General features: G+C 58.7%; 26 protein-coding genes. 13 read left to right on the forward strand and 13 right to left on the reverse strand.

The features are described 5' to 3' along the window. The first annotated feature begins 40 nt into the window (after positions 1-40). Complete coding sequence (locus tag CLV89_RS12925) at positions 41-1,069, forward strand: patatin-like phospholipase family protein (RefSeq protein ID WP_106164084.1); 1,029 nt, start codon at positions 41-43, stop codon at positions 1,067-1,069. Positions 1,070-1,079: 10 nt separating this feature from the next. On the opposite strand, the gene CLV89_RS12930 is transcribed toward CLV89_RS12925, so the two are convergent. The 4 genes from CLV89_RS12930 to CLV89_RS12945 form a co-directional block, all read right to left on the reverse strand. Next, on the reverse strand, positions 1,080-1,778 hold the full coding sequence (locus tag CLV89_RS12930; protein WP_106164085.1) for a DUF502 domain-containing protein: 699 nt from the start codon (positions 1,776-1,778) through the stop codon (positions 1,080-1,082). An 86-nt stretch (positions 1,779-1,864) separates the two neighbouring features. Further along, the gene (locus CLV89_RS12935) at positions 1,865-2,773 is read right to left on the reverse strand and encodes a pseudouridine-5'-phosphate glycosidase (protein ID WP_106164086.1); all 909 of its coding nucleotides are present in this window, start codon (positions 2,771-2,773) and stop codon (positions 1,865-1,867) included. Continuing rightward, a complete protein-coding gene (locus CLV89_RS12940; RefSeq protein ID WP_106164087.1) occupies positions 2,770-3,678 on the reverse strand; it encodes a PfkB family carbohydrate kinase in 909 nt (302 codons plus the stop codon). Before CLV89_RS12940 ends, CLV89_RS12935 begins: the two co-directional genes overlap by 4 nt. A 325-nt stretch (positions 3,679-4,003) precedes the next feature. Beyond that, positions 4,004-4,636 (reverse strand): thiamine phosphate synthase, encoded by a 633-nt coding sequence (locus tag CLV89_RS12945; RefSeq protein WP_106164088.1) that lies wholly within the window; start codon positions 4,634-4,636, stop codon positions 4,004-4,006. Positions 4,637-4,791: 155 nt separating this feature from the next. Here CLV89_RS12945 and CLV89_RS12950 point away from each other — a divergent pair, with 155 nt between their 5' ends. The 3 genes from CLV89_RS12950 to CLV89_RS12960 all read left to right on the forward strand — a co-directional run bounded on the left by CLV89_RS12950 (position 4,792) and on the right by CLV89_RS12960 (position 8,224). Then, complete coding sequence (locus tag CLV89_RS12950) at positions 4,792-5,541, forward strand: RNA methyltransferase (protein WP_106164089.1); 750 nt, start codon at positions 4,792-4,794, stop codon at positions 5,539-5,541. Positions 5,542-5,604: 63 nt separating this feature from the next. Beyond that, positions 5,605-6,750 carry a heme A synthase gene (gene ctaA / locus CLV89_RS12955; RefSeq protein WP_106164090.1) on the forward strand — a complete coding sequence of 382 codons (1,146 nt, stop codon included), beginning with the start codon at positions 5,605-5,607 and terminating at the stop codon, positions 6,748-6,750. 4 nt (positions 6,751-6,754) lie between these two features. Then, positions 6,755-8,224 carry a carboxypeptidase M32 gene (locus tag CLV89_RS12960; RefSeq protein WP_106164091.1) on the forward strand — a complete coding sequence of 490 codons (1,470 nt, stop codon included), beginning with the start codon at positions 6,755-6,757 and terminating at the stop codon, positions 8,222-8,224. A gap of 52 nt (positions 8,225-8,276) precedes the next feature. Here CLV89_RS12960 and CLV89_RS12965 read toward each other — a convergent pair whose 3' ends face one another. Both CLV89_RS12965 and gyrA read right to left on the reverse strand, forming a co-directional pair. After that, positions 8,277-8,627 (reverse strand): DUF6614 family protein, encoded by a 351-nt coding sequence (locus CLV89_RS12965; protein ID WP_106164092.1) that lies wholly within the window; start codon positions 8,625-8,627, stop codon positions 8,277-8,279. A 129-nt stretch (positions 8,628-8,756) separates the two neighbouring features. Next, a complete protein-coding gene (gene gyrA / locus CLV89_RS12970; RefSeq protein ID WP_207796926.1) occupies positions 8,757-11,495 on the reverse strand; it encodes a DNA gyrase subunit A in 2,739 nt (912 codons plus the stop codon). 191 nt (positions 11,496-11,686) lie between these two features. Here gyrA and CLV89_RS12975 point away from each other — a divergent pair, with 191 nt between their 5' ends. Together CLV89_RS12975 and pgl are read left to right on the forward strand one after the other, a co-directional pair. Beyond that, a complete protein-coding gene (locus CLV89_RS12975) occupies positions 11,687-11,956 on the forward strand; it encodes an usg protein (protein ID WP_106164094.1) in 270 nt (89 codons plus the stop codon). Positions 11,957-12,076: 120 nt separating this feature from the next. Then, positions 12,077-12,748: a 6-phosphogluconolactonase gene (pgl, locus tag CLV89_RS12980; RefSeq protein WP_106164095.1), complete on the forward strand. Its 672-nt coding sequence runs from the start codon at positions 12,077-12,079 to the stop codon at positions 12,746-12,748. Between the two features lie 24 nt (positions 12,749-12,772). On the opposite strand, the gene CLV89_RS12985 is transcribed toward pgl, so the two are convergent. From CLV89_RS12985 to CLV89_RS13005, 5 genes are all read right to left on the reverse strand, one after another. Further along, positions 12,773-13,171, reverse strand: a complete 399-nt coding sequence (locus CLV89_RS12985) for an acyl-CoA thioesterase (protein WP_243394998.1) — start codon at positions 13,169-13,171, stop codon at positions 12,773-12,775. 288 nt (positions 13,172-13,459) lie between these two features. Beyond that, positions 13,460-14,473: a tyrosine-type recombinase/integrase gene (locus tag CLV89_RS12990; protein WP_423837299.1), complete on the reverse strand. Its 1,014-nt coding sequence runs from the start codon at positions 14,471-14,473 to the stop codon at positions 13,460-13,462. Further along, entirely contained in the window at positions 14,392-14,694 is a 303-nt protein-coding gene (locus CLV89_RS23225) for a helix-turn-helix domain-containing protein (RefSeq protein ID WP_106164098.1), read from the reverse strand. Before CLV89_RS23225 ends, CLV89_RS12990 begins: the two co-directional genes overlap by 82 nt. Next, positions 14,691-15,431 carry a hypothetical protein gene (locus CLV89_RS13000; RefSeq protein WP_207796927.1) on the reverse strand — a complete coding sequence of 247 codons (741 nt, stop codon included), beginning with the start codon at positions 15,429-15,431 and terminating at the stop codon, positions 14,691-14,693. The genes CLV89_RS23225 and CLV89_RS13000 overlap by 4 nt, the downstream gene beginning before the upstream one ends. After that, entirely contained in the window at positions 15,424-15,726 is a 303-nt protein-coding gene (locus tag CLV89_RS13005; protein WP_106164099.1) for a hypothetical protein, read from the reverse strand. The genes CLV89_RS13000 and CLV89_RS13005 overlap by 8 nt, the downstream gene beginning before the upstream one ends. A gap of 28 nt (positions 15,727-15,754) precedes the next feature. On the opposite strand from CLV89_RS13005, the gene CLV89_RS22640 reads away from it, so the two are divergent. After that, positions 15,755-15,919, forward strand: coding sequence for a hypothetical protein (locus CLV89_RS22640; protein WP_165798131.1), 165 nt, complete (start codon positions 15,755-15,757; stop codon positions 15,917-15,919). A gap of 227 nt (positions 15,920-16,146) precedes the next feature. Here CLV89_RS22640 and CLV89_RS13010 read toward each other — a convergent pair whose 3' ends face one another. Both CLV89_RS13010 and CLV89_RS13015 read right to left on the reverse strand, forming a co-directional pair. Next, the gene (locus CLV89_RS13010) at positions 16,147-16,428 is read right to left on the reverse strand and encodes a hypothetical protein (protein ID WP_106164100.1); all 282 of its coding nucleotides are present in this window, start codon (positions 16,426-16,428) and stop codon (positions 16,147-16,149) included. A gap of 100 nt (positions 16,429-16,528) precedes the next feature. Continuing rightward, entirely contained in the window at positions 16,529-17,200 is a 672-nt protein-coding gene (locus CLV89_RS13015; RefSeq protein ID WP_243394999.1) for a S24 family peptidase, read from the reverse strand. 365 nt (positions 17,201-17,565) lie between these two features. Here CLV89_RS13015 and CLV89_RS13025 point away from each other — a divergent pair, with 365 nt between their 5' ends. The 6 genes from CLV89_RS13025 to CLV89_RS13050 all read left to right on the forward strand — a co-directional run bounded on the left by CLV89_RS13025 (position 17,566) and on the right by CLV89_RS13050 (position 21,379). Continuing rightward, positions 17,566-17,784 (forward strand): hypothetical protein, encoded by a 219-nt coding sequence (locus CLV89_RS13025; protein WP_243395000.1) that lies wholly within the window; start codon positions 17,566-17,568, stop codon positions 17,782-17,784. Beyond that, positions 17,781-18,047 carry a hypothetical protein gene (locus tag CLV89_RS13030; RefSeq protein ID WP_106164103.1) on the forward strand — a complete coding sequence of 89 codons (267 nt, stop codon included), beginning with the start codon at positions 17,781-17,783 and terminating at the stop codon, positions 18,045-18,047. The genes CLV89_RS13025 and CLV89_RS13030 overlap by 4 nt, the downstream gene beginning before the upstream one ends. Beyond that, a complete protein-coding gene (locus tag CLV89_RS13035) occupies positions 18,047-18,685 on the forward strand; it encodes a hypothetical protein (RefSeq protein WP_243395001.1) in 639 nt (212 codons plus the stop codon). Before CLV89_RS13030 ends, CLV89_RS13035 begins: the two co-directional genes overlap by 1 nt. Before the next feature lie 179 nt (positions 18,686-18,864). Then, positions 18,865-19,449, forward strand: a complete 585-nt coding sequence (locus tag CLV89_RS13040; protein ID WP_106164104.1) for a hypothetical protein — start codon at positions 18,865-18,867, stop codon at positions 19,447-19,449. Beyond that, the gene (locus CLV89_RS13045; protein ID WP_106164105.1) at positions 19,446-20,177 is read left to right on the forward strand and encodes a hypothetical protein; all 732 of its coding nucleotides are present in this window, start codon (positions 19,446-19,448) and stop codon (positions 20,175-20,177) included. The genes CLV89_RS13040 and CLV89_RS13045 overlap by 4 nt, the downstream gene beginning before the upstream one ends. 392 nt (positions 20,178-20,569) lie before the next feature. Then, positions 20,570-21,379, forward strand: coding sequence for a hypothetical protein (locus CLV89_RS13050; protein WP_133166722.1), 810 nt, complete (start codon positions 20,570-20,572; stop codon positions 21,377-21,379). Positions 21,380-21,464: the final 85 nt, after the last annotated feature.

Here is a 21,464-nt window from a genome sequence, read left to right on the forward strand (position 1 = left end):
TGCTCCGGCTACTTAAACTCCGTAAGTATTGGATTTCAAAATGGTAAAACGCATCAACCTGGCCCTGCAGGGCGGCGGCGCGCATGGTGCGTTCACGTGGGGCGTCCTTGATCGCTTGCTCGAAGACGAGGAAATCGAAATCGCGGCGATCACCGGGACCTCGGCTGGCGCTCTGAACGGTGCTGCCTTTAAGGCGGGAATGGCACGAGATGGGCGGGACGGGGCGAAAGTTTCGCTGGACCGGCTTTGGGCGCGCATGGGGGCCGTCGGAGACATGCGCATGGCAAACTGGATCGCCGGTTTTGACGCCAACCCGCTGCTCAACGTGTTGAAGGTCATGGCGCCGTTTTCGCCGATGGAGGCGATAAGTCAGGCCATCTCTCCTTATTCATATGGTCCGTTTTACCAAAACCCGCTCCGCCCCGTGGTGGAGCAATTTGATTTTGGCGAGGTCTGTGCGGATGCCGGACCCGATCTCTACATTTGCGCGACCTGTGTGCAAACCGGCAAGGTGCGGGTGTTTTCGGGCGGGGATGTGTCGACAGATGCCATTCTGGCCTCGGCGTGTTTGCCAAATCTGTTTCAGGCCATAGAGATTCCGAACCCGGAAACTGGCGCCTCTGAAGCCTATTGGGATGGTGGCTATACCGGCAACCCGGCGTTGTTCCCACTGTTTCGCAAGGATCTTCCGGACGATCTGATCGTCGTAAACATCAATCCGCTTGTGCGCGAAGAGGTTCCCAAAACCGCGCATGATATTCAGAACCGGGTGAATGAGATCAGTTTCAATTCCTCGCTCTTGCGGGAATTGCGCGCCATTTCCTTCGTGCAGCGGCTGATATCGGAGGGCACGATGGACAGTGGCCGCATGAAGCGGGTGCTCGTGCACATGATCTCGGACGATGATCTGATGACGCGGCTTTCGGTGACCACGAAGCTGATACCGATCCCGCAGGTCCTGCATATGCTGAAACAGGCAGGCAGAGACGCGGCGGAAGGGTTTCTGGATGCTCATCGCCAAGATCTGGGGAACCGCCAGAGCGCGGACCTCGCTGCGATGTTTGGCTAAGAGGGGGCCGTTACGCGGAGGTTTCCTCCTCCAACGCCTCTATAGGATCTTTGCCGTTGGGATATACCAGTCCAGCCGAAATCACCAGTTTCGCTGCGTCCTCGACAGACATGTCCAGCTCGATGACATCTTCCTCCGGGAAATATAGCAGGAACCCGGATGTCGGGTTTGGCGTGGTGGGGACAAACACGCTGACCAGGCGACCGCTTGTCTCGGCGTGTTTCAGGATCTCGCCCTTGGCGGTGGTTGAAATGAACCCGATCGCCCAGATGCCGCGACGCGGATACTGGATCATGCAGGCCTTTTCAAAGCTGCGTTCTGTCTGGGCAAAAACGGTCTCCGAGATCTGCTTGATCCCGGAGTAGATGGAACGAACCACCGGCATGCGCGCCACGAGGCGCTCGCCATATCCAAGCATGGATCGGCCGATGATGCCCTTGGCAACCCAGCCGACCACGATGGTGAACAGCAGAAAAATGATCATGCCGACGCCACGCAGGTTGATGCCGACGTATTGCTCCGGTTGGAAGGTGCTTGGCACCAACGGCAGGACGACCCCGTCGACCCATCCCATCACTGACCACAACAGCCAAATCGTCAGCCCGATGGGGGCGATGACAACAAGACCAGTCAGAAACGAGGACTGCAACCGGGCAAACAGCCCGGGGCGGCGCGGCGGAGGCGGGGGGTCGTCGAATGGCGTGTTCATTGTCTGCTATCTAATTGGCTTGCATGCAAGTTAGGGACTGTTGCCCCCCGCTACAATGGATTCGCACGCGGCCGGTTTCGATTGTCTCAGAGCTTGACCAATTCTTTGGCAATCTCTGCGGCCAGCCGTGCATTGTTGCGAACCAGCGCGATATTGGCCTCCAGCGAGCGGCCATCGGTCAGTTCAAAAATCCGCTGCAGCAGGAAAGGAGTCACGTCCTTGCCCACGACACCCTGAGCATCCGCTTCGCTTTGCGCTTGCGCAATGATAGGCGCCAAGACTTCCGCCGGGATTTGCGCGTCTGTCGGGATAGGGTTTGCCACCAGTTGGCCGCCGGGAATGTCCATGGCGCCGCGCAGCACATGCGCCCGGGCAATATCTGCAGCACTGTCCATGCGCAGTGGCGCTGTCAGGTCAGAGGTCGCGGACCAAAAGGCTGGAAAGCTGTCTTGGCCATAGGTGATGACGGGAACACCTTGGGTTTCAAGCACTTCAAGCGTTTTGGGAACATCGAGAATGGCCTTGGGGCCTGCTGCCACAACGGTGACGGGTGACTGCGCCAGTTCAAGCAGATCCGCTGAAATGTCAAAGCTGGTTTCGGCACCCTTGTGAACACCGCCGATACCGCCGGTGGCAAATACGGAAATGCCGGCAATGCGTGCGGCGATCATCGTTGCGGCAACGGTGGTTGCGCCGGTGCCGCCGGTGGCAAGACATGCTGCGAAATCAGCCCGAGAGAGCTTTGCGACACCCTCGGCCAGCCCGAGTGACTGCAGCGTATCAGCCTCCAGGCCGACATGCAGAGTGCCGTCGATGACAGCGGTCGTAGCTGGGACTGCACCGGCGGCGCGGATGTCGTCCTCGACCTGTGCGGCGACTTCGACATTCTGCGGATAGGGCATGCCGTGCGTGATAATGGTGCTTTCCAGCGCCACAATGGGCTTACCTTCGGCGCGGGCTGTTTCGACTTCGGCGGAATAGGTGATATTGATCACAGGGGAGGTTCTCCTGATACGTAGGTTGCGGCTGCGCGCAGAGCGGATGAGAGAGCGGTGTCACGATCCTCGCCCCGGGACTCTGCGGCGATATGAGCGGCCATGAAGGTGTCGCCGGCACCGGTCACACGCGCCACGGTGACCCGTGGCGGGACCTGGGTGCGGGCGCCACTGGCGTCGGCTTCTGTGGCGGATTGTCCGCCGTCGGTCACCAACACGCGGGCGGCCCCGCGAGAGAGCAACACATCGGCGGCTGTCTTACTGTCGGTAAAGGTGGTCTGGCACAGCAGTCCGGCCTCCTCCAAATTCACATAGAGCGTGCCGCACCCATGGGTCAGGAACGGGCGCAGACGCTCAGCCTTGCCCGGCGAGGCTGGTGCAACACGCAGATCCGCACCGGCGAATGCGGGATGGGTCGCAATATCGTCGAGCAGCGCCAGTTTCAGGTTCCCATCTAGCGCGATGGGACCGATAAACGGTGCTGCTTCCGTGCCGAGGGGGCCATCGATGAGGGGGCGCAGAATTTTGTCGCCAGCTGCCTCGAGCGAATGCGCATCGGCGATGGCGGCGATCAAGCCGTTGGCACCTTCGACCGCCATGTAGCGATCCGTCGGCAAATCCTCAGACCGGTAGAGGTAGTCGGTGATGAGGCCGAGATGCCCACAGGCCGTAATCAGCTCATCACCTTCGGGATCGCGCCCGATGGCGCTCAACACGGCGGGTCTCATGCCGAAACGCGCCAGGGTCATCGCGATATTCATGGCGACACCGCCCGGAAGACGCGTAATGCGCCCCGGCATGTCAGAGCCACGTTGCATTTCCATAGTGCTGCGGCCGATGATGTCCCAAAGGACCGAGCCGACGCAAAGGATGTCAGGTTTGGAACAATCAGTGAAATCAGTCATGACGATCTCTTGCCGCCTTTCGCGGCCTCTCGCAAGCCTATTCCGGCACAGCAAATGACGGCGCGGCGCGGCAGGTCCGCCGAAGCGGCTCTGTTTCGTCAGCTAAGGGAGCGAAACCCGCGGAATCTAAGAGATAACTGTGACCTTGCGTCACGGGCATCTGTGCGCGTCCTGCGGCGTGTGTGCGATGGGTCTTGGTGGCATCGGCATCGCATCGCACGCGGTGGTTTCCTTGCGCGCTGACCGGATGCTGGTTTTTAGAGCGCCCTTCTACTCTGCGGTAAAGGGGCGGGCGTGGCCAACCATGACCAAGCCCGGTTTTTGCTTATTTCATAGCAGCTTGCAGCGCCTTCATGGCGGCAACTGGATCGTCCTCGCGCCAGATCTCTTCGCCAACCGCGAAAAAATCCGTGAAGGGAGATATCTCGCGCACTACATCGGCGCTGAGCCCACCCTCGGCAACCACCGGCACTTCGATCATCTCTGACCACCACTGAAACAGGCCAGTCTCGGCAATGGCACCATCACCAAGCCCGGACGTGCCGACGGGGCCAAAACAGACATAGTCAGCGCCCGCTTCGCCAGCGGTGATGCCCTCATGCTGAGAGGCGCCGCAGAAACAGCCGACAATGGCTTCTGTGCCGAGGGCCTTGCGCGCGCTGCGCACGGATTTCGAGGAATCCGTTAGATGCACACCATCGAGACCGAGACGCTCTGCAAGAATTTGGTGATCGGATATCACCAGCGCAATATCGCGGGCATGGGTCACTTCGCGCAGCGCATCTGCGGCGCGGCTCAGCGTGTCCTCGTCGCGGCTGACCAGGTCGAGACGCACGCAGGCGACTTCGATCTCGTCCAGCACACGGGCGAGCTGGCCGGGAAATTGACCCAACTCGAAACTGGGCGGCGTAACCAGGTAAATCTGCGGCTGCTCCGGTGTCTGCTCTGCGCTGTCCATTGTCAGGCTCCTGTTGGCATGATTGGCGGGTATTTACCGGAAATAGCGCGCAACGCAAGGATCACGGGGGCCTGAGCCGTTGTTTTTAGGGGGCGAAGGCTTGCCCCAGCACGGCGCAGCCAGTATGGCAGAGCCGATTTTCCCGGAGTTCGCAGATGCCCACAGACCGCCCTCAACCTCACTTCGTGCTTGTGCGCCCGCAAATGGGCGAGAACATCGGCGGGGCCGCGCGGGCCATGTGGAACTTCGGATTGGACCGGATGCGCATCGTGGCCCCCCGCGACGGCTGGCCGAACCCAAAGGCGGTGGCCATGGCCTCCGGTGCCGGGCGGCTGCTGGACGAGGCTCAGCTGGCGCAGGACCTGCCCGAGGCGCTTGCCGACTGCACCTATGTCTTTGCCACCACGGCGCGCCCGCGTGAGCTGACAAAGCCGGTCTTCAGTCCCGAAGGTGCGATGAAGAAAGCCTCCGAACTCCTTGCGCAGGGAGAGAAAGTTGCGGTGCTTTTCGGGCCGGAACGGGCCGGGCTGGAAAACGACGACATCGCCAAGGCAAACGCCATCATCACCGTGCCAGTGAACCCGGAGTTTGCGTCTTTGAACCTGGCGCAATGCGTGTTGCTCTCCGCCTATGAGTGGCGCCGCCAGCAGGACAGCGTACCGGATGAGACGTTTGAGATCGGCAAATCGGACTGGGCAACGGGGCAGGAGGTCGAAGCGCTGGTTAAGCACTATGAGGATCGCCTGACCGAGGCCGGCTATTTCTTCCCACCGGAAAAAGCGCCGGGGATGAAGACCGTCTTTCGCAACCTCTGGAGCCGCATGCGCCTGACACGCGCCGATGTGCAGATGCTACACGGCGTGATGCGACAGATGGTCCGTTGGAAGAACCACGGTCCGGACTAACTCCGACTGGACCTTTCCACCCTCAGACCCTAGCGTCCTGCCAGATGAAGATGTGAGGCCAAGATGAGCAATCGCACGATTTTTGAAGACGTTTCCTCTGACCGGAAACAGCAGCCGACACCGACGCCGGGCGGACTGGATCGCGGGCGCCGCGGTGCGCGGGGTGCGATCCGGGTCTGGCTCGCGGTGCTCTTTGCCTTGGTGGTCGCGATGATCGCCGTGGGCGGGCTGACACGCCTGACGGACTCTGGCCTGTCCATCACCGAATGGCGCCCCGTGACCGGCGCGCTGCCACCGATGACCGAGGCAGACTGGCAATCCGAGTTCGAGAAATATCAGCAGATCGACCAGTATCACCTGATGAACAAATGGATGGACCTGTCTGATTTCAAACAGATCTACTGGTGGGAATGGGGCCACCGTCAGCTCGGTCGTTTTATCGGCCTCGTCTGGGCGGTCGGTTTTCTTGGCTTCCTGGTCACGCGCAGCATTCCAACCGGCTGGACAGGGCGATTGTTGTTGCCCGGTCTCCTTGGAGGCGTTCAGGGGGCAATCGGCTGGTGGATGGTCGCCTCGGGCGTAACCCAGGGCGAAGGCATGACTGCCGTCGCATCCTATCGGCTTGCAACGCACCTGGGTCTGGCGTTTGTCATTTTGGGATACCTTGCGTGGTTCATGTTCATGCTGGGACGTGAGGAACGCGATTTGATGCAGGCACGGCGCCTGAAAGAGGCCAAGCTGTTTGGCATGGGCACAGGGTTGCTGCACTTTGCCTTTCTGCAGATCTTGATCGGTGCGCTGGTGGCCGGAATTGACGCTGGACGCTCCTACACCGATTGGCCTCTGATGGGGGGGCAGATCCTGCCGCCCAATCCGTTCATGATCGAACCTTTGTGGAAGAACTTCTTTGAAAACCCGGGGTTGGTACAGTTTGTTCACCGGGTGACCGGCTATCTTCTGTTCGCCTTTGCTGTGGTTGTATGGATGCGGGGGCGCCGCAGTGCCCATGCTGCGACGCGCTTTGCCTTTAATGCTGTCTTTGCGGTGCTGAGCTTGCAGGTCGTGATCGGTATCGTGACAGTGCTGACCGCGGCGCCAGTGGAGATCGCCATTGTGCATCAGATTGTGGCCGTGCTGGTCTGGGTGCTGATCCTGCGTGCCCGTTTCTTGGCTGCGTATCCGATTTCAACTTCAATAAAAGGGCATTGATCACATGAGTTCTTTTGACGAACTGATTGCATTTGAACGCGAAACTCAAGCACTTGGCCAGATTGCAGGCAGGCTTGGCTGGGATCAGGAAACCATGATGCCGCGCGGTGCTGCACCGCAACGCGGTGAGGAAATGGCGGCGATCGAGGCTGTGTTGCATGCACGTCGTTCAGATCCGCGGGTTGCGGAATGGCTGGAGACTGCCAAGTCACCTGATGAGACCGGAGCCGCGCAGCTGCGTGAAATCCGTCGCGCCTTCGAGCGTGCGGTAAAGGTGCCCGGAGATTTGGCCAGCAGGATCGCCCGCGTGACTTCCGAAGCGCAGGGCAAATGGGCCCAGGCCCGCGCGGACGAGGATGTGGCCGCGTTTCTACCCGTACTGGAGGAGGTCGTGGCCCTGAAGCGCCAGGAAGGTCAGGCGCTGGCCGCTGGTGGCAACCTATACGACGCCATGGTTGCGGATTACGAACAGGGCACAACCTCACAAGATATCGCGAAAATCTTTGATGCTATGCGCCCCGGCCTGGTTGATCTTCGCGCCCGGGTTCTGGAGAAGCCGACGCCTGATGGTGTGTCCGGCAGCTTTGATGAAGACACGCAGATGAAGCTGGCTCGCAAGATCGCCAAGGCTTTTGGTTACGACATGAGCCATGGTCGCGTGGACAAGGCCGTGCATCCGTTCAGTTCCGGCAGCGGTCTGGACGTGCGGATCACCACGCGCACCAATCCGCAGGACCCGTTCAACTGCATCTACTCCACCATTCATGAGGTCGGGCACGGGGCCTATGAGCAGAACATTGGCCGCGAGCATCTGCTGACCGCGCTAGGCCGCGGTGTGTCCATGGGGGTGCATGAAAGCCAGAGCCGGATTTACGAAAACCAGCTGGGCCGCAGCCGTGCCTTTACCGGATGGTTGTTCAAGGAAATGCGCGAAGCCTTTGGTGATATTGGTATTTCCTCGGCAGAGGCGTTCTATGCGGCGGTGAACCGTGTGCAAAACGGCTATATTCGAACCGAGGCGGACGAGTTGCAGTATAACCTGCATATCATGCTGCGGTTCGATCTGGAGCGGGCCTTGATGTCGGGCGATCTGGAGGTTCAGGATCTGGAAGCGGCCTGGAATGATCGCTTCCTTGCCGACTTTGGCTATCCGGTCGACAAGCCCTCGAACGGATGCCTGCAGGATGTGCACTGGTCCGTTGGCCTGTTTGGCTATTTCCCGACTTATTCGTTGGGCAATGTTTATGCAGGCTGCCTGCATGAAGCCCTACGTCAGGATGTGACTGATCTGGACGCACAACTCGCACAGGGCGATACTGTTGCGGCGACAGACTGGTTGCGTGAAAACCTCCAGCAGTTCGGCGGGCTGCGTGAGCCGCAGGATACGATCATCCATGCGGCTGGCGCGGCGCCGACCCATGAACCCCTTATGGCCTATCTCGAGGCGAAGTTCTCAGAGATCTATAACCTTTAAATTCCAGCTACATATGGATTGGGGTTGAACCCCGAGTATTGGCTCGGGGTTCTCAGATCAATGCCATACGCTCTGCGCGTTCGGGGTCCGGAAACGGCCGATAGAGACCAAAGTGAGACTGAGCGATCAGGACGCTGACATTGGCATAGAGGCGCGCAACTTCTTCGTCGTGCTCCCCCAGAATACGAAACGCCTGGTCGAGCTGCGTCATGTTCTCGAACTCGATCTCCAGCAGGAAATCCTTGCAGGTGTCATTGGCCAGGTTCAGCTTGCGACGCAATAGGCGCCAACCGGTGATCGCATTTCGCCCCTTTAGGTACTCCATCCACTGTTCCACAGCGCTGGCAAACGCCAGTGCCTTGGCTTCATGTTGAAGGTCGATCTGACAATGGTAGAGATTCATGCGCCGCTTCTCCCGACTCAAATTGCGGAAATCACGGTCAAGTTTGCGCCCAAAACATGAGCGAAGCGTAAACGGAAAACGCCGCCCCATGTTGGAGCGGCGTTCTTTAGAACTTATTCCGGTAAGATGTTATTCTTCCACGGCTTCTTCTTCGTCGCCGTTGTCCGCAATCCAGGCCACGGAGACGACTTCTTCGCCTTTGCCGGTGTTGAAGATCCTGACGCCGCCAGCAGAGCGGGAGCGGAACGAGATCCCATCCACCGGCACCCGGATCGATTGCCCCTTGGAGGTGGCCAGCATGATCTGGTCGTCGAGCTCAACCGGGAAGGACGCCAGCAGCGCGCCGCCGCGCATCGCCTTGTCCATCGCGGTCACGCCCATGCCGCCGCGTCCGCGGACTGGATAATCGTGGCTGGAGGACAACTTACCGGCGCCTCCTGCAGTGATCGTGAGGATCAGGTTCTCGGCTGCAGACATCTCCGCAAACAGCTCGGTCGAGAAGTTCGGATCTTCGACCGCATCCTCGTCGGAGGCATCTTCATCCGTCAGACCAGCCATGGCGCGGCGCATCTTCAGATAGGCGGTGCGCTGCTCTGGCGTGTATTTGGAATGACGGATCACCGACATGGAGACAACCTCGTCCCCGTCGCCCAGCCTGATGCCGCGCACACCCACAGAATTGCGGGAGTTGAACACGCGCACCTCTGTTGTCGGGAAGCGGATGGCACGGCCGGTGTTGGTCACCAGCATGATATCGTCATCTTCGGAACAGATGCGTGCATTGATCAGCTTGGTGCCCGCGTTGTCGTCCTCAAACTTCATCGCGATCTTGCCGTTGCGCATGACATTCGTGAAATCTGACAGGCGGTTACGGCGCACAGTTCCCGCAGATGTCGCGAACATGATTTGCAGATCGTTCCAGTCTTCCTCGGCACGATCAACAGGCATGATCGCGGCGATCGACACGCCCTGAGGAATGGGCAGGATGTTGATGATCGCTTTACCCTTGGAGGTCCGTCCGCCTTGCGGCAGGCGCCAGGTCTTTAGCTTGTAGACCATGCCATCGGTGGTGAAGAACAGAAGCTGCGTATGGGTATTTGCAACGAAGAGTGTGGTGACCACGTCCTCTTCCTTGGTCTGCATGCCCGACAACCCCTTGCCACCACGTTTCTGCGCGCGGAAATCGGCCAGCGGCGTGCGTTTGATGTAGCCACCAGAGGTCACGGTCACCACCATGTCCTCACGCTCGATCAGGTCCTCGTCTTCCATATCGCCGGACCAGTCGACAATCTCGGTGCGACGGGGGACGGCGAAGTTCTCTCTGACTTCGGTCAGCTCATCGGCAATGATGCCCATGATGCGTTCGCGAGAAGAGAGGATTTCCAGGTATTCCTTGATCTTTCCGGCCAGCTCTTCAAGTTCATCCGTCACTTCCTTGACCCCGAGTTGGGTCAGGCGCTGAAGGCGGAGTTCCAGAATTGCTCGGGCCTGAACTTCGGACAGGTTATAGGTGCCGTCCTCGTTCATCGTGTGGGTCGGATCATCGATCAAACGGATGTAGGGAGCGATCTCCATAGCCGGCCAACGGCGGGTCATCAACTTGTGCCGTGCTTCCGCGGCATCTGCAGAAGAGCGGATGGTCGCGACCACCTCGTCAACATTGGAAACGGCAACGGCCAGACCGCAGAGCACGTGGCTCCGCTCGCGCGCCTTGCGCAGGTTGAAGGCAGTGCGCCGTGCAACAACATCCTCGCGGAAGTCGATGAAAGAAGTGAGGAATTTGCGCAGCGTCAGCTGTTCCGGGCGCCCGCCGTTCAGGGCCAGCATGTTGCAGCCAAAGGAGGTCTGCATCGGGGTGAACCGGAAAAGCTGGTTCAGCACCACTTCGGCAGTGGCGTCGCGCTTCAGCTCGACCACCACTCGCACACCGTTACGGTCAGATTCATCCTGAACGTGGGAAACACCTTCGATGCGTTTCTCGCGGACTTGCTCGGCGATCTTCTCGATCATCGAGGCCTTGTTCACCTGATAGGGAATCTCATCTACAACAATGGCGTAGCGATCTTTCCTGATCTCTTCGACGCGGGTTTTCGCGCGAATGACCACGCTGCCGCGCCCTTCGAGATAGGCCTTGCGCGCGCCCGAGCGGCCCAGCATCACGGCCCCGGTCGGAAAATCCGGCCCAGGCACATAGTCGATCAGCTGTTCAGACGTAAGGTCAGGATCTTCAATCAGCGCCAGTGTCGCGTTGATGACTTCGCCAAGATTGTGCGGCGGAATGTTGGTGGCCATGCCGACCGCAATACCACCGGCGCCATTGACCAGCATGTTCGGGAACCGTGCCGGTAGCACCGTCGGTTCCTTGTCCTTGCCGTCGTAGTTGTCCTGGAAGTCGACCGTTTCTTTTTCGATATCCGCCAGCATGAAGGCCGCGGGCTTATCCATCCGGACTTCGGTATACCGCATGGCCGCCGGGTTGTCGCCGTCCATGGAGCCGAAGTTGCCCTGACCATCCAGCAGTGGCAGCGACATGGAAAAGTCCTGCGCCATCCGCACCAATGCGTCATAGATCGCGCTGTCGCCGTGAGGGTGGTACTTACCCATCACATCGCCAACCGGTCGCGCGGATTTGCGATAAGACTTCTCATGCGTGTTGCCGGTCTCATGCATGGCATAGAGGATCCGGCGGTGAACCGGCTTCAGTCCATCCCGCAAGTCCGGGATGGCACGGCTGACAATAACCGACATCGCATAATCGAGGTACGACGTGCGCATCTCGGATTCGATGGAAACGGTCGGTCCGTCATACGACGGGCGCACCGGCAGGTTTTCATCAGGATTTTCAGGAGTTTCCGGCGTATCGCTCACGTTGGCTGCCCGCTTCTCATTTGGATCTATATGTTGTGGAGACACCTTATCAGACTGCGCATATGACGTGCAAGCAAGCTACTTGGGATATGCTGGCAGCCACTGCGTATATCTGCTAACAATCTGATTTATATGAAAATTTACCTGCCCCTATTAGGGTGGTCTTATCGATCAGTCAATGGAGGCCCCAAATGGACCCATCTGAAACCGAATTGATGCTCAAGGGATATGGCCTGACCACGGCCGAGTTCACCTACCACATGCCGGATTTTGTCCATGTGCTGAACACCTTTGTTTGGCAGGACTACGATCTTGCACCGGATCACCCGCGACTGCTGTCTTTCATAGATTTCTGGAAGGAAGAGATCGAGGGCCCGTTGCGCCATGTGCGGTTCTCGCATCGGAAAATGATGTCCAGCGGCGAGTGGCGACATGTTGTTGGCGAATTTCACCTCAACTAACAGCTGTCGGACCTGAAGCGATCCATCCTGCGGTCTTGGCCCGCTGGCCAACCTGTGACAGAGTTCGCTCAACGACAGGCTCCGCTTATGGGCGGAGCCTCAAGTTTGAGGAGCAAGGTCATGAATTTCAACGAATACCCGGACAGAGAAATGCTGTCTATTTCCGTCGCGAACCGGATCGCGGGCGATTTAAAGAACCACCTTCTTCGCAATGGTCGGGCAGCGATCGCCGTCGCGGGTGGCACGACACCTGGACCGATTTTTGACGATCTCTGCGCGGCGGAGCTGGATTGGAAAAACGTTTGTGTCATGGCGTCGGACGAGCGGTGGGTCCCCGAAGACAGTGAGCGCTCCAATGCGCGCTTGATCCGCAACCGTTTGTTGACCAACCGTGCGGCAGACGCGAGCTTTCTTCCGTTCTATATGGAGGGGGTCGACGCTGATGCAGCTGTTGGGCCGCTGTCAGAGAAGGTCCGTGACCAGTGCAGCCTCGCTGTGGCCTTGCTGGGCATGGGGACAGACATGCACACTGCTTCGCTTTTCCCAGGCGTGAGCGGCTTGCGCGAGGCGTTGTCACCGGACGCCCCCGAAGTGGCCGTCATGCGCCCCGATAGCCAGCCTGAAGCGCGTATTTCACTGACCGCCCATGTCCTGGATAGCGCAATGGCCAAGCATCTGGTGATTTTCGGCGAAGAAAAGCGTGAGGCGTTGGATCGCGCCCTGACATTGCCGCCGGAAGAGGCCCCGATCCAGTCGGTGCTGTCGGAGTGTCAGGTGCATTGGGCCATGTAAGGTCCATGTGAGCGGGGACAGAAGTTAGCTTTCCTCTGTCGCACCATCCAGTTCAACGAACTGCTGTCGCAGGCTGTCCGGGATCGGATGGCCTGCGCTGCCATCTGCGGTGCGAAACACCATGACACCGACCATCCGCGCACGTAGATCTCCAGACCAGATCTGTTGTTCCATCGTGTATGAGGTACGTCGAAACGACAGGACGCGTGCGGTGGTCAGGTAAGTCTCACCCAGCACCATTTCCTTTACGTAGTGAATATCGGCATTGCGCACCACATGCCGTGGCTCGGCCTCACCGCGAAAGTGATGACGGAAATGGGTGTTGTAGTAGTGAACGCGCAGGGCTTCGAACCAGTCGAGGTAGGCCTTGTTGTTCACATGCTGGAGGATGTCGATCTCGGAGAACCGTACTCTGTCGGCCATCGCCATTGGGGCTGCTTCGGGCAGGCCTTGGGCAAGTTGTTCTTCTGGGCGAAGCGGGGTGAGAAATCGTAAATCCATAGGGCAGGAGGTAAGCCCATGCTGCTGCAGGTGCAATAGATTTATCCTGAAGCTATGCCACGCCGGCAGTTACTGCAAAAGAGACGCACAAGCGGCTGAAAAGTAAGGAGGAATATACAGGAAATTGGAGCGGGTAGCGGGAATCGAACCCGCGCGTTCAGCTTGGGAAGCCGTAGGTTGTACGCACTAAGACTCTGATAACATTCAACGTCATTGAGAGCTTCGGGAGAAACTTCGGGACTCGGCGATTTGAAACATGCTGAAATCGTTCATCGCGTCAGCCAAATCAGTGTCGAGGACATGAGCGTATCGCATAGTCGTTTCAATACTGGTGTGACCCAATAGCCTGCTTACCAGCTTCAGGTTGCCGGTGGCGCGAAGCATCCGCGTCGCGAAGGTGTGACGCAGATCATGGAAGCGGAAGTCCTCGATCTCTGCCTTTTGCAGGGCGGCCCTGAAATCCTCGAACAGATGACTATTCTGCCTGATCCGTCGACGCTCCGGATTTCTCTCGTCGTCGGTGAGGTAGGTAAACACAAATCGTCTGTGCTCGACCTGCATTGATTTAGGTAGCGCAGAAAGCAGAGCGCGGATCTCACCGTTCATTGGGAACTTGAGCTCCCCACCGCTCTTTAGGCGGAAATCGATCCGGCTCTTCTCATGCTTGATGTCGCTCCAGCACAAACCGAGCATCGTAGCTTGCCTGGCTCCGGTCATAAGTGCAAATTTCACAAGAGGTCGGAGGTCGCTTCTCAGGTATTTAAAGAGACGATCCTGCTCCCCATAAGTGAGCTCTCTGACCCGCTCTTTTGGCTCCTTTGTTGTAGCCGCCTTGAACTGCAGGTCTGCAGGATTGGCACCGTAGAAGTTCTCCATGTGGCGCAACGCGCGCGCAAGGAATTGGAGGTGCCGGTTTACCGTGGCATTGCTGACCTCTGCACGACGGGTACGGACAAAGCGCATGATGTCCTGATTGGTCAGGCGATCAATGCGCGTTGATCCTGGAATGATCTCAAGGATCTTCTTAGCCTGGCTCTCGGCGGTTCTCGCACTGGATTGCTTTTCGCAAATGTCGGTCCAGTACGTGCCCAGAGCTTCAGAAAGCGTAAATTTTCCAATTGTTTGCGGTGCGGTCTTCGCCTCTACTCTGGCCTGCGATTCAACCGCTTTGGCTTCTTCGAAGTCTTCCGTTCCGCACGATCCATAAAATCTACGACCCCTGATCTGGAAGTCGTAGTGGTAGTATTTGCTGTTCTTCGGTCTGAACGGCATGCCTCCATAGTCCTTTCCTCAATGTAGGATTCAAGGTCGTCGCGCCGATATCTGATCGCCCCACGCGTGACCTGCACGTATCGTAGCCCGAGTAATCGACACTCCCGCAATGTTTTTTCACAAACACCAAGGGCTTCGGCGGCTTCTTTGGAGTTAAGTAGCGGTACAGTCACGACTGTTTCTCCAACGTTTCGCGCTTGATTTTAGCTGTCGGGCAGACAGGGTGATTGGCGCGGGTACGGCTCCTGTCCGCTTCATCGCCCCACTGGCGGGCGGCGGCGTTCATCATGCCTTCAAATGATCGGCTGCGGAGGCGTGCGCGCTCCTGACTGGGTGGCATGCGATGCACACGGTTCCAGCGCTTCCATTCGGCGGACAGTCGTTCCGGCTCGGGCAGGCGGTTCGTCTCCCGCAGCGGGGAAAGACCATCGAGATACCAACCGGTTGCCTTGTAGGCGGGATCGCCGAACTGGAAGGGCTGGACGATATCGGGCGCGGGCAGATCAGCAGGCATGCGATCGCGGGCGAGGTCGTTCATTGTCGGGTTCTCAATGGCGCGGCAGGGAATGGGCGCGAGCCAGCAGGCCGTGAAGATGTCCACGCCAAGCTCGAACTCAGCCTTCAGTTCAGCCCAGGAGCGCCCCCTGGGGAGTGTCTTCGGATGGGTCCACTTTCCCGGTCCGGACATCCAGCGTCGACCAGAGCGGCACAGACGGGTGCAGGGGGGATGCATCACCGCGAGCAGATCCCAGCCCTCGTGCAGTATGCCATCCCGCACGTCGCAGATGATGTGGCGGTTGGATCGGTCTTCGGCGGGGGAAATGTCACAGGACCAGACATCATGGCCCAACGCTGCCAGGGCGCGGCGCATGATGCCGCTGGTTTCGCAGGCGACCAGTGCTTTAGCCATTGTGATAGCCTTCCCGCGGTGCCGCGATCCGTCCACGCCACGCATCAAAGTCAGTCCGCAGCGCATTGAATTTATTGAATGCCTCGCCGCGCAAGTCGAGATCGCGGCGCGTGATGATATTGCAGACCGTGCGCAGGTACTCGGCGGCAGCGCTGGCGTTGAACTGCTGATCTGGAAGGCCGCTTCGGATGGCGGCAAACTTCTGGAACTGCGGATCATTGCAGAGGATGCCGGCCAGTTGCGCGGGCGAGTTTCTGAGCTTTGCTCCGGTCAAATCGGAGGTCACTGACGGCATGGGCGCGCGCTCTTTGGTGGATGCGTGAGTGGTGGAATTTGCGCGCGCCCCGGACGGGAAGCTGGATTCAGAATTCGGGCGTGGCATCGGGTGCTCCACAGGCTTGGGCGAGGTGATTGCCCTCATGCTGAAGAAAAAGGGCCGAAGCCGAAGCTCCGGCCAGTTCGTCACGGGCCAGTTTCAGGCCGTGTGATCGGGGACGTTATTGTGCGCGGGCGGTGGGCAATTTGGAGGATTGAGCCGCCCGCGCCTGATCCGCACCGCAAGACGGGTGCGAAACCTCGCGAACCCCATTGGCGCGCAATCCTCCAGCGCGGCGCGGGTGTTCGTTATTCGGGCAAGGGCGGCGCCCTTGGAGTTTGTCCGCTATGGGCGCGGAACCTTGAGAGATAGGGTTTGTCATTGCGGGTGCGCCTCGCCTTACGCCGCATGGGGGCCGTGCGGGCTGATCTGGCGGTCCGCCATGACGCGGCGCACCTTGTGGCCGACGCGCTCCAAGACTTGTTCGGTTGGTTCGGGCGTTGGCGCAGGGCGCTCGACCAGGTGTGCAGCCCGCAGGCGCGCCGGGTCAAAGCCTTGGCCGCGTGCGGCTTTCAGCGTGGCCCATGCCGTAGTGAATAGGTGCGGGGTGTCGAGATGATCCTCGGGGGAGCCAGCGATTTGCTGAGCGTCACGCAGCACGGTTTCAAGTCTGTCTTGCATTCAATCCTCCATCGGTTGATGGAAGATTGATAGCGGGGTATAATTACCCCGTCAACTCAAAAGGGGTATAATTACCCCGGAGTGTGCATGAGGTGCAAAGTTAGATTCTCTGAGCCAACTCTGCTGGCCAGTGCAGACGCACCCTTGCAGCCCACTTCAATCGCACATTCCACATGTTCTGAGCGCCTGGATTGAGAGAGATCAAGTGAAAGCTACCCGGCTCATCACCCGGTTTGATCTGCTTAACCCAACCCATTCCATCCTCGTCTTCGCAAACGCATCTGTGGCCGATATCATCCGAAACAACTGCATTGTGACCGTTGCGCGTGTAGAAAAGCAGGTCTCCAGCCGAATAGACCGGCTCCATACTATCGCCTTCGATTTCAACAGCAACTACGCCATGAGGGGATAGCCCTTGTGGGCAAAGGACTTGCGGACCTGCGCCTTTTTCATAGGCGTCAAAAACGGGAACTCGTGCACCGGCTCCAACTTTACCTGCAATAGCGATGCTTGGCGCTTCAGAGTAAGTCAGCTGCCCCTCCAAAAAGCCTTCTAGCGTGGTGCCAAATGACGCAGCAATTTTCACTGCGTCATCTACGTTGGTTGATTTGCTCTTACCCTGTGCCAGGTTCTTGAGCTGCTCATATGAAACGCCAGCGTCACTCGCAACTTTGCGCATAGACTTGCCGGAGGTCTCGATTGCCGCAAGGAATGCGTCTCTAAATGATTGTTGCATGTGGGGTAATTTACCCCACTGATCCGAAATAAGCATGGCGTAAATACACCCTTGACTGTTGGGGTAAATAAACCCCAATTAGGGTTTATGGAACATTTTCTCGCAGAACTCTCCGCCTATGCAGACGCCGTTGGTCGCACCCCGCAACATGTGCTGAGGCAAGCCATCGGCGCAAACTGGGGGCAGTGGGCGTCTTGGAAAGATGGCAAATCGAGTCCGACGCTTCACACCGTGGACAAGATCCGAAAGCACATGTCGGATAACCCGCCTCAAAGTCGAGAGGGGGGGATCGCCGCATGAGCCGCCCGCGTCTAACCCTGATCGTGAACAATGATGTGCCATGCGACCAGCCTGGCACGTCAGCTGACCAAGCGTCTTGGTCAAATCAGTTGGATCCATACGTGCTAAAGATCAGCGCGCCTGACCTTTGGTCGGCCTATTTCCACGCGCGGTTTCACAGCCCGCGCGAGGTGGCGCTGTTCTGCGATGTGTCGTTCCAGACCGCGCTGAACTGGTGGGGCGCCGTGACCGCGCCAGCCAGCCATACCGCCTTGCTGATGATCCTGACCGATCCCGGCGCGGCGGCATTCTTCCAGGATCAATTGGCGAGGGCGGCATGATGGGGCAGATCACCTCACCGCGTATAGAGCGGATTGCCTATCAGATCTGGTGGTTGATCGAGGACAGGGCTGGGGAATGCACCTTGGCGGATATGGCCACGTTCACCGGCGCATCAACGCAGACCTGTTCCCAGATCTGCCGCTATCGCGGTTGGTCTGGACGCTATCGCAAGATGGCGCGCAGCCATGCAGTCGACAACGGCCCGCAGCTGATCGATGCAATCGATGATGAGCTGTCGTCTCTGTTCGGGGAGGCAGCGTGATGCTGGGCGCGGTTGGATTGCAGCCGGTCTCCACCGATGAGCTGCCGGAATATCCGTTGGGGATCGAGGATCGGCTCGATAGCCACTATTTCATGGCGTGGGAACGGCGACGCTGGCTGAACTCGGACATGCGGCTGAAGGGCACGCCAGAGTGCCGGGCACTCTACTTCGACCTGATCAATATCGCTTATGACCAGACGCCGGTGGGCACGGTGCCGCAGGACCTGGAGACGCTGGCCAAGCTGCTGCTGGTCGATCCGGGGCACTTCCGGTCGCTGTGCAAACTGGACTACGGCCCGTTGCACAAATGGACGCCCTGCATCTGCGAGGGCGGCGAGGTGCGGCTCATGCATCCGATGGTGCTCAGGTCACTGACCGAGGCGCTGTCGCGCAAGGAAGACAATCGCGCCAAGCATGAAGCGGCCAATGCGGCCAAGCGGTTGCAGCGCTTGCGCATGACGGTGGCCGGCTATCACGCCGAGTTGGCGAAGAACGACGCGGCCATTCGCTGGATGGACGAATGGCTGGTCCAGGAAGGCTGCGAGTACCGCAACGCCAGCTGGATCGAGCGCGCCATGCGGTCCTGGTCGACGCATATGTTCGACCTCGGCCAGGCGCGCTCCGGCTCCGTCCGATAACTGTCCGACAGTGTCCAAGACTGTCCGGCGGACAGTTCAAGACAGTCTCGGACAGTCTCAGACTGTCCTGCACGACAGGGACAGAGACAGAGACATAACAAAACAGAAGGACAGTCGCGGGACCGTTCGGGTTTGGTGGCTGTGGATAACTCGGATTTGCTGAGAAATGAGGTGCAGAGATGGATGAGAAACAACAGGCCGCCGGAGAGAAACGGGTTCAGGACATGCTGATCATGCCGCTGGAGGCGCTGGGGCTGGCGCGGCCCTCGACCCTTACCAAGGCTCAGTTTGCGGTGATGCTGGCTGAGCTCCGCCAGAAGCTGGCGTATATGTCGCCGGCGAGCCTCGCGGTGTTGCGGGACTGGGTGGAGGCGCACCCAGGCGGTCGGGACAAGGATCGGTTTCCGATTGGGCTGAAGATCCTGAACAAGGCGCGGGCGATCCAGCCGCCGGAGAGCGGACCGTCGCCGCTGATGATCAAGGTCTTCGTGCATGCGCTGGGACAAGAGGCGCTGGCTGGGGGCTGGGCGCCTGAGCTGCTGCGCTATCTGCGTGGGGCGCGGGAATGGCCTGGGCGTTACACCGTCACCCAGATCCGCAATGAAGCGGATGGGGCTGTGCGCCGGATGGCGGATATCGAGATGCGCCTGGGGCGTGGGGATCATTTGTCGATGGAGGATGAGAGCTTTCGCGCCCACCGATCTGAAGCGCTGCAGAAATGTCGGGAGATCGCAGACCAGGCGCAGCGGGGTGCAGCAGCATGAGCGAGCATGTTGTGATCGTCGCATCTGATGGCGTGGCGGATCTGACCCCGGTGGCAAAGTTCATGGCGGCGCGCCAGCTGCGCCTGAAGGCGGAGGCAGATCGCATAGAGGCAGTGAAGGCACAGGGTTATGTGCCCGAGATCTGCGGTGATGCCATCCCAGAAGGTCCGGCCCGGGGAGCGATCCGTGTGTTCCAGCCGGTGAGCCTGTTTCCTGATGGCGAAGACGACTGGGTCGCGCGACCCTCGGGCTATCGTGGCCGGTCGGCCATGCAGCGCGCGGATGTGTTCGACGTGATGGCGGCCAAGGCTGCCAGCAACGGTAAGCCCGCGCCCTTCACCCGCGAGCAGGTGGCGGCTGGGCGCTACTACCGGGATCTGGTCGAGCGCCATGCCTGCGCCGGTGTCCGGTGTTCGTCTGTTGAGGCGCTCCGCAGCGGCGGTGGCGGCAGTGGCAGTTTTATTGATGCGGTGCTGCGGGATCGCGAAGAGATCGAGCGGATCCGCAGGCGCATCGGTACCGGCACTGCCATGGTTGTGCGAAAGATCCGCCCGTCTAAGCGGGGATCGCGCGAGAACATCACGGATCGGCGGCTGGTCGATATGGTGTGCCTAGAGGATAAGCCGATCAGTGCGGTGCTACGGGCGCATGGGTGGAGTGTTCGAGGGCAGACGTCTGGTGCGTTGCGACAGGCTTTAGCGGAGGCGCTGGGGCGGATGGGGTGGTGATGGCTGAAACCAGCCCTTTCCTGCCCTTCAGATTGAAATCTATCACTAGCCCCCGTGACGCCCAAGAAAGGAGGCACTCCGTGCTCTATGAGATTCTCTTGATCTCACGCGGTTGTGGTGGTTGAAATTGAACAACCACAAGAGACTCAAATTCTATGCACCCAGACCTTCAACTATTTTACTCAGACGCAAGACGTTTCACTCTGTCTACGCCAGTACCTCACTGCAGTGCTAAATGCCCGGACACGGTGACTTTCTACTTAGCCGCGAGAGATTTGGTTTTACAAAGCGGATGGCACTGGCTCGGGTATTTGTACAGCTCGCCGCATGTGGACATTAACCTTTGGAAATTTGCGAACCTATGCGCGAGGGCTGAGCGTAAAGTGCCGGGTTTGGGACTTCGTTACATTAAAGAACTGGGCTACCTCGGCGGACCAGAGCGCAATGAGCGCCGCTATGAGCAGATGCTCCAATTGTTTGCAGAAGTTTTTGCGATAGACAAAATTTTGGGAATGACTTGGAGTAGTTCAGCCCAATTTTTCTTTGAGCCACGAGGTGAAAATGGACTTCGACCTGAGGTTAGAGTTGTCGATGGCGGTGACGCCTACAATTTTGAAGTTAAGGCACCAAGCCTCTTGTCCCATCAACGCCTTAGGGCGAGAGCTAGCGTCCAACTCCCGGTTCGTATCACTCAAGAGTTCACCACATCCGTCCAACTGAATAATTCTGATGTGCTGTTGCCCAGGGACAATCCTGTGAAGGATTTCCTCGTGAGCGCAGACAAAAAATTTGCGGGGTTTTCGCGAGATACGGGGGCAAATATTCTAATTATCGTGTGGGATGACTTCATCTACGAACCCATTGGTAGTCTATTATCAGAATTCTCAGGTCTTCTAACCTCCAATTCTTTCCACACATCAGGTGGGGCGCCAGTGATTTATGAGAACATCGATGCAGTGATTTGCGCACGTCAAATGAACGTATTTCAGGAAGCGCTGGCCGAGCGGTCTCTGCCAGATGATAGGCTCGACATGTTTAGCCTAAGCCGAAACCCTTTAACTCCAAATGTGTTTATTCCGACGCCTTGGGGCAATGCCTGCCCTACATTTATCTCGGAAGGCTTCGGTGCGCTTATGCATAATGACGAGCGCCTCCAAGTCATCGCGGAATACAGAATTCCTGAATACATTTTTTACGTCTAGCAATAATTCTACACCCCGTGGGCACAGTACATTCTGTTGCATGCATGTACTCCGAAAACCAATCACCCTGCCTCACTGCAAGTTA

Source organism: Tritonibacter scottomollicae, from assembly GCF_003003215.1.
GTDB classification, from domain to species: domain Bacteria; phylum Pseudomonadota; class Alphaproteobacteria; order Rhodobacterales; family Rhodobacteraceae; genus Epibacterium; species Epibacterium scottomollicae.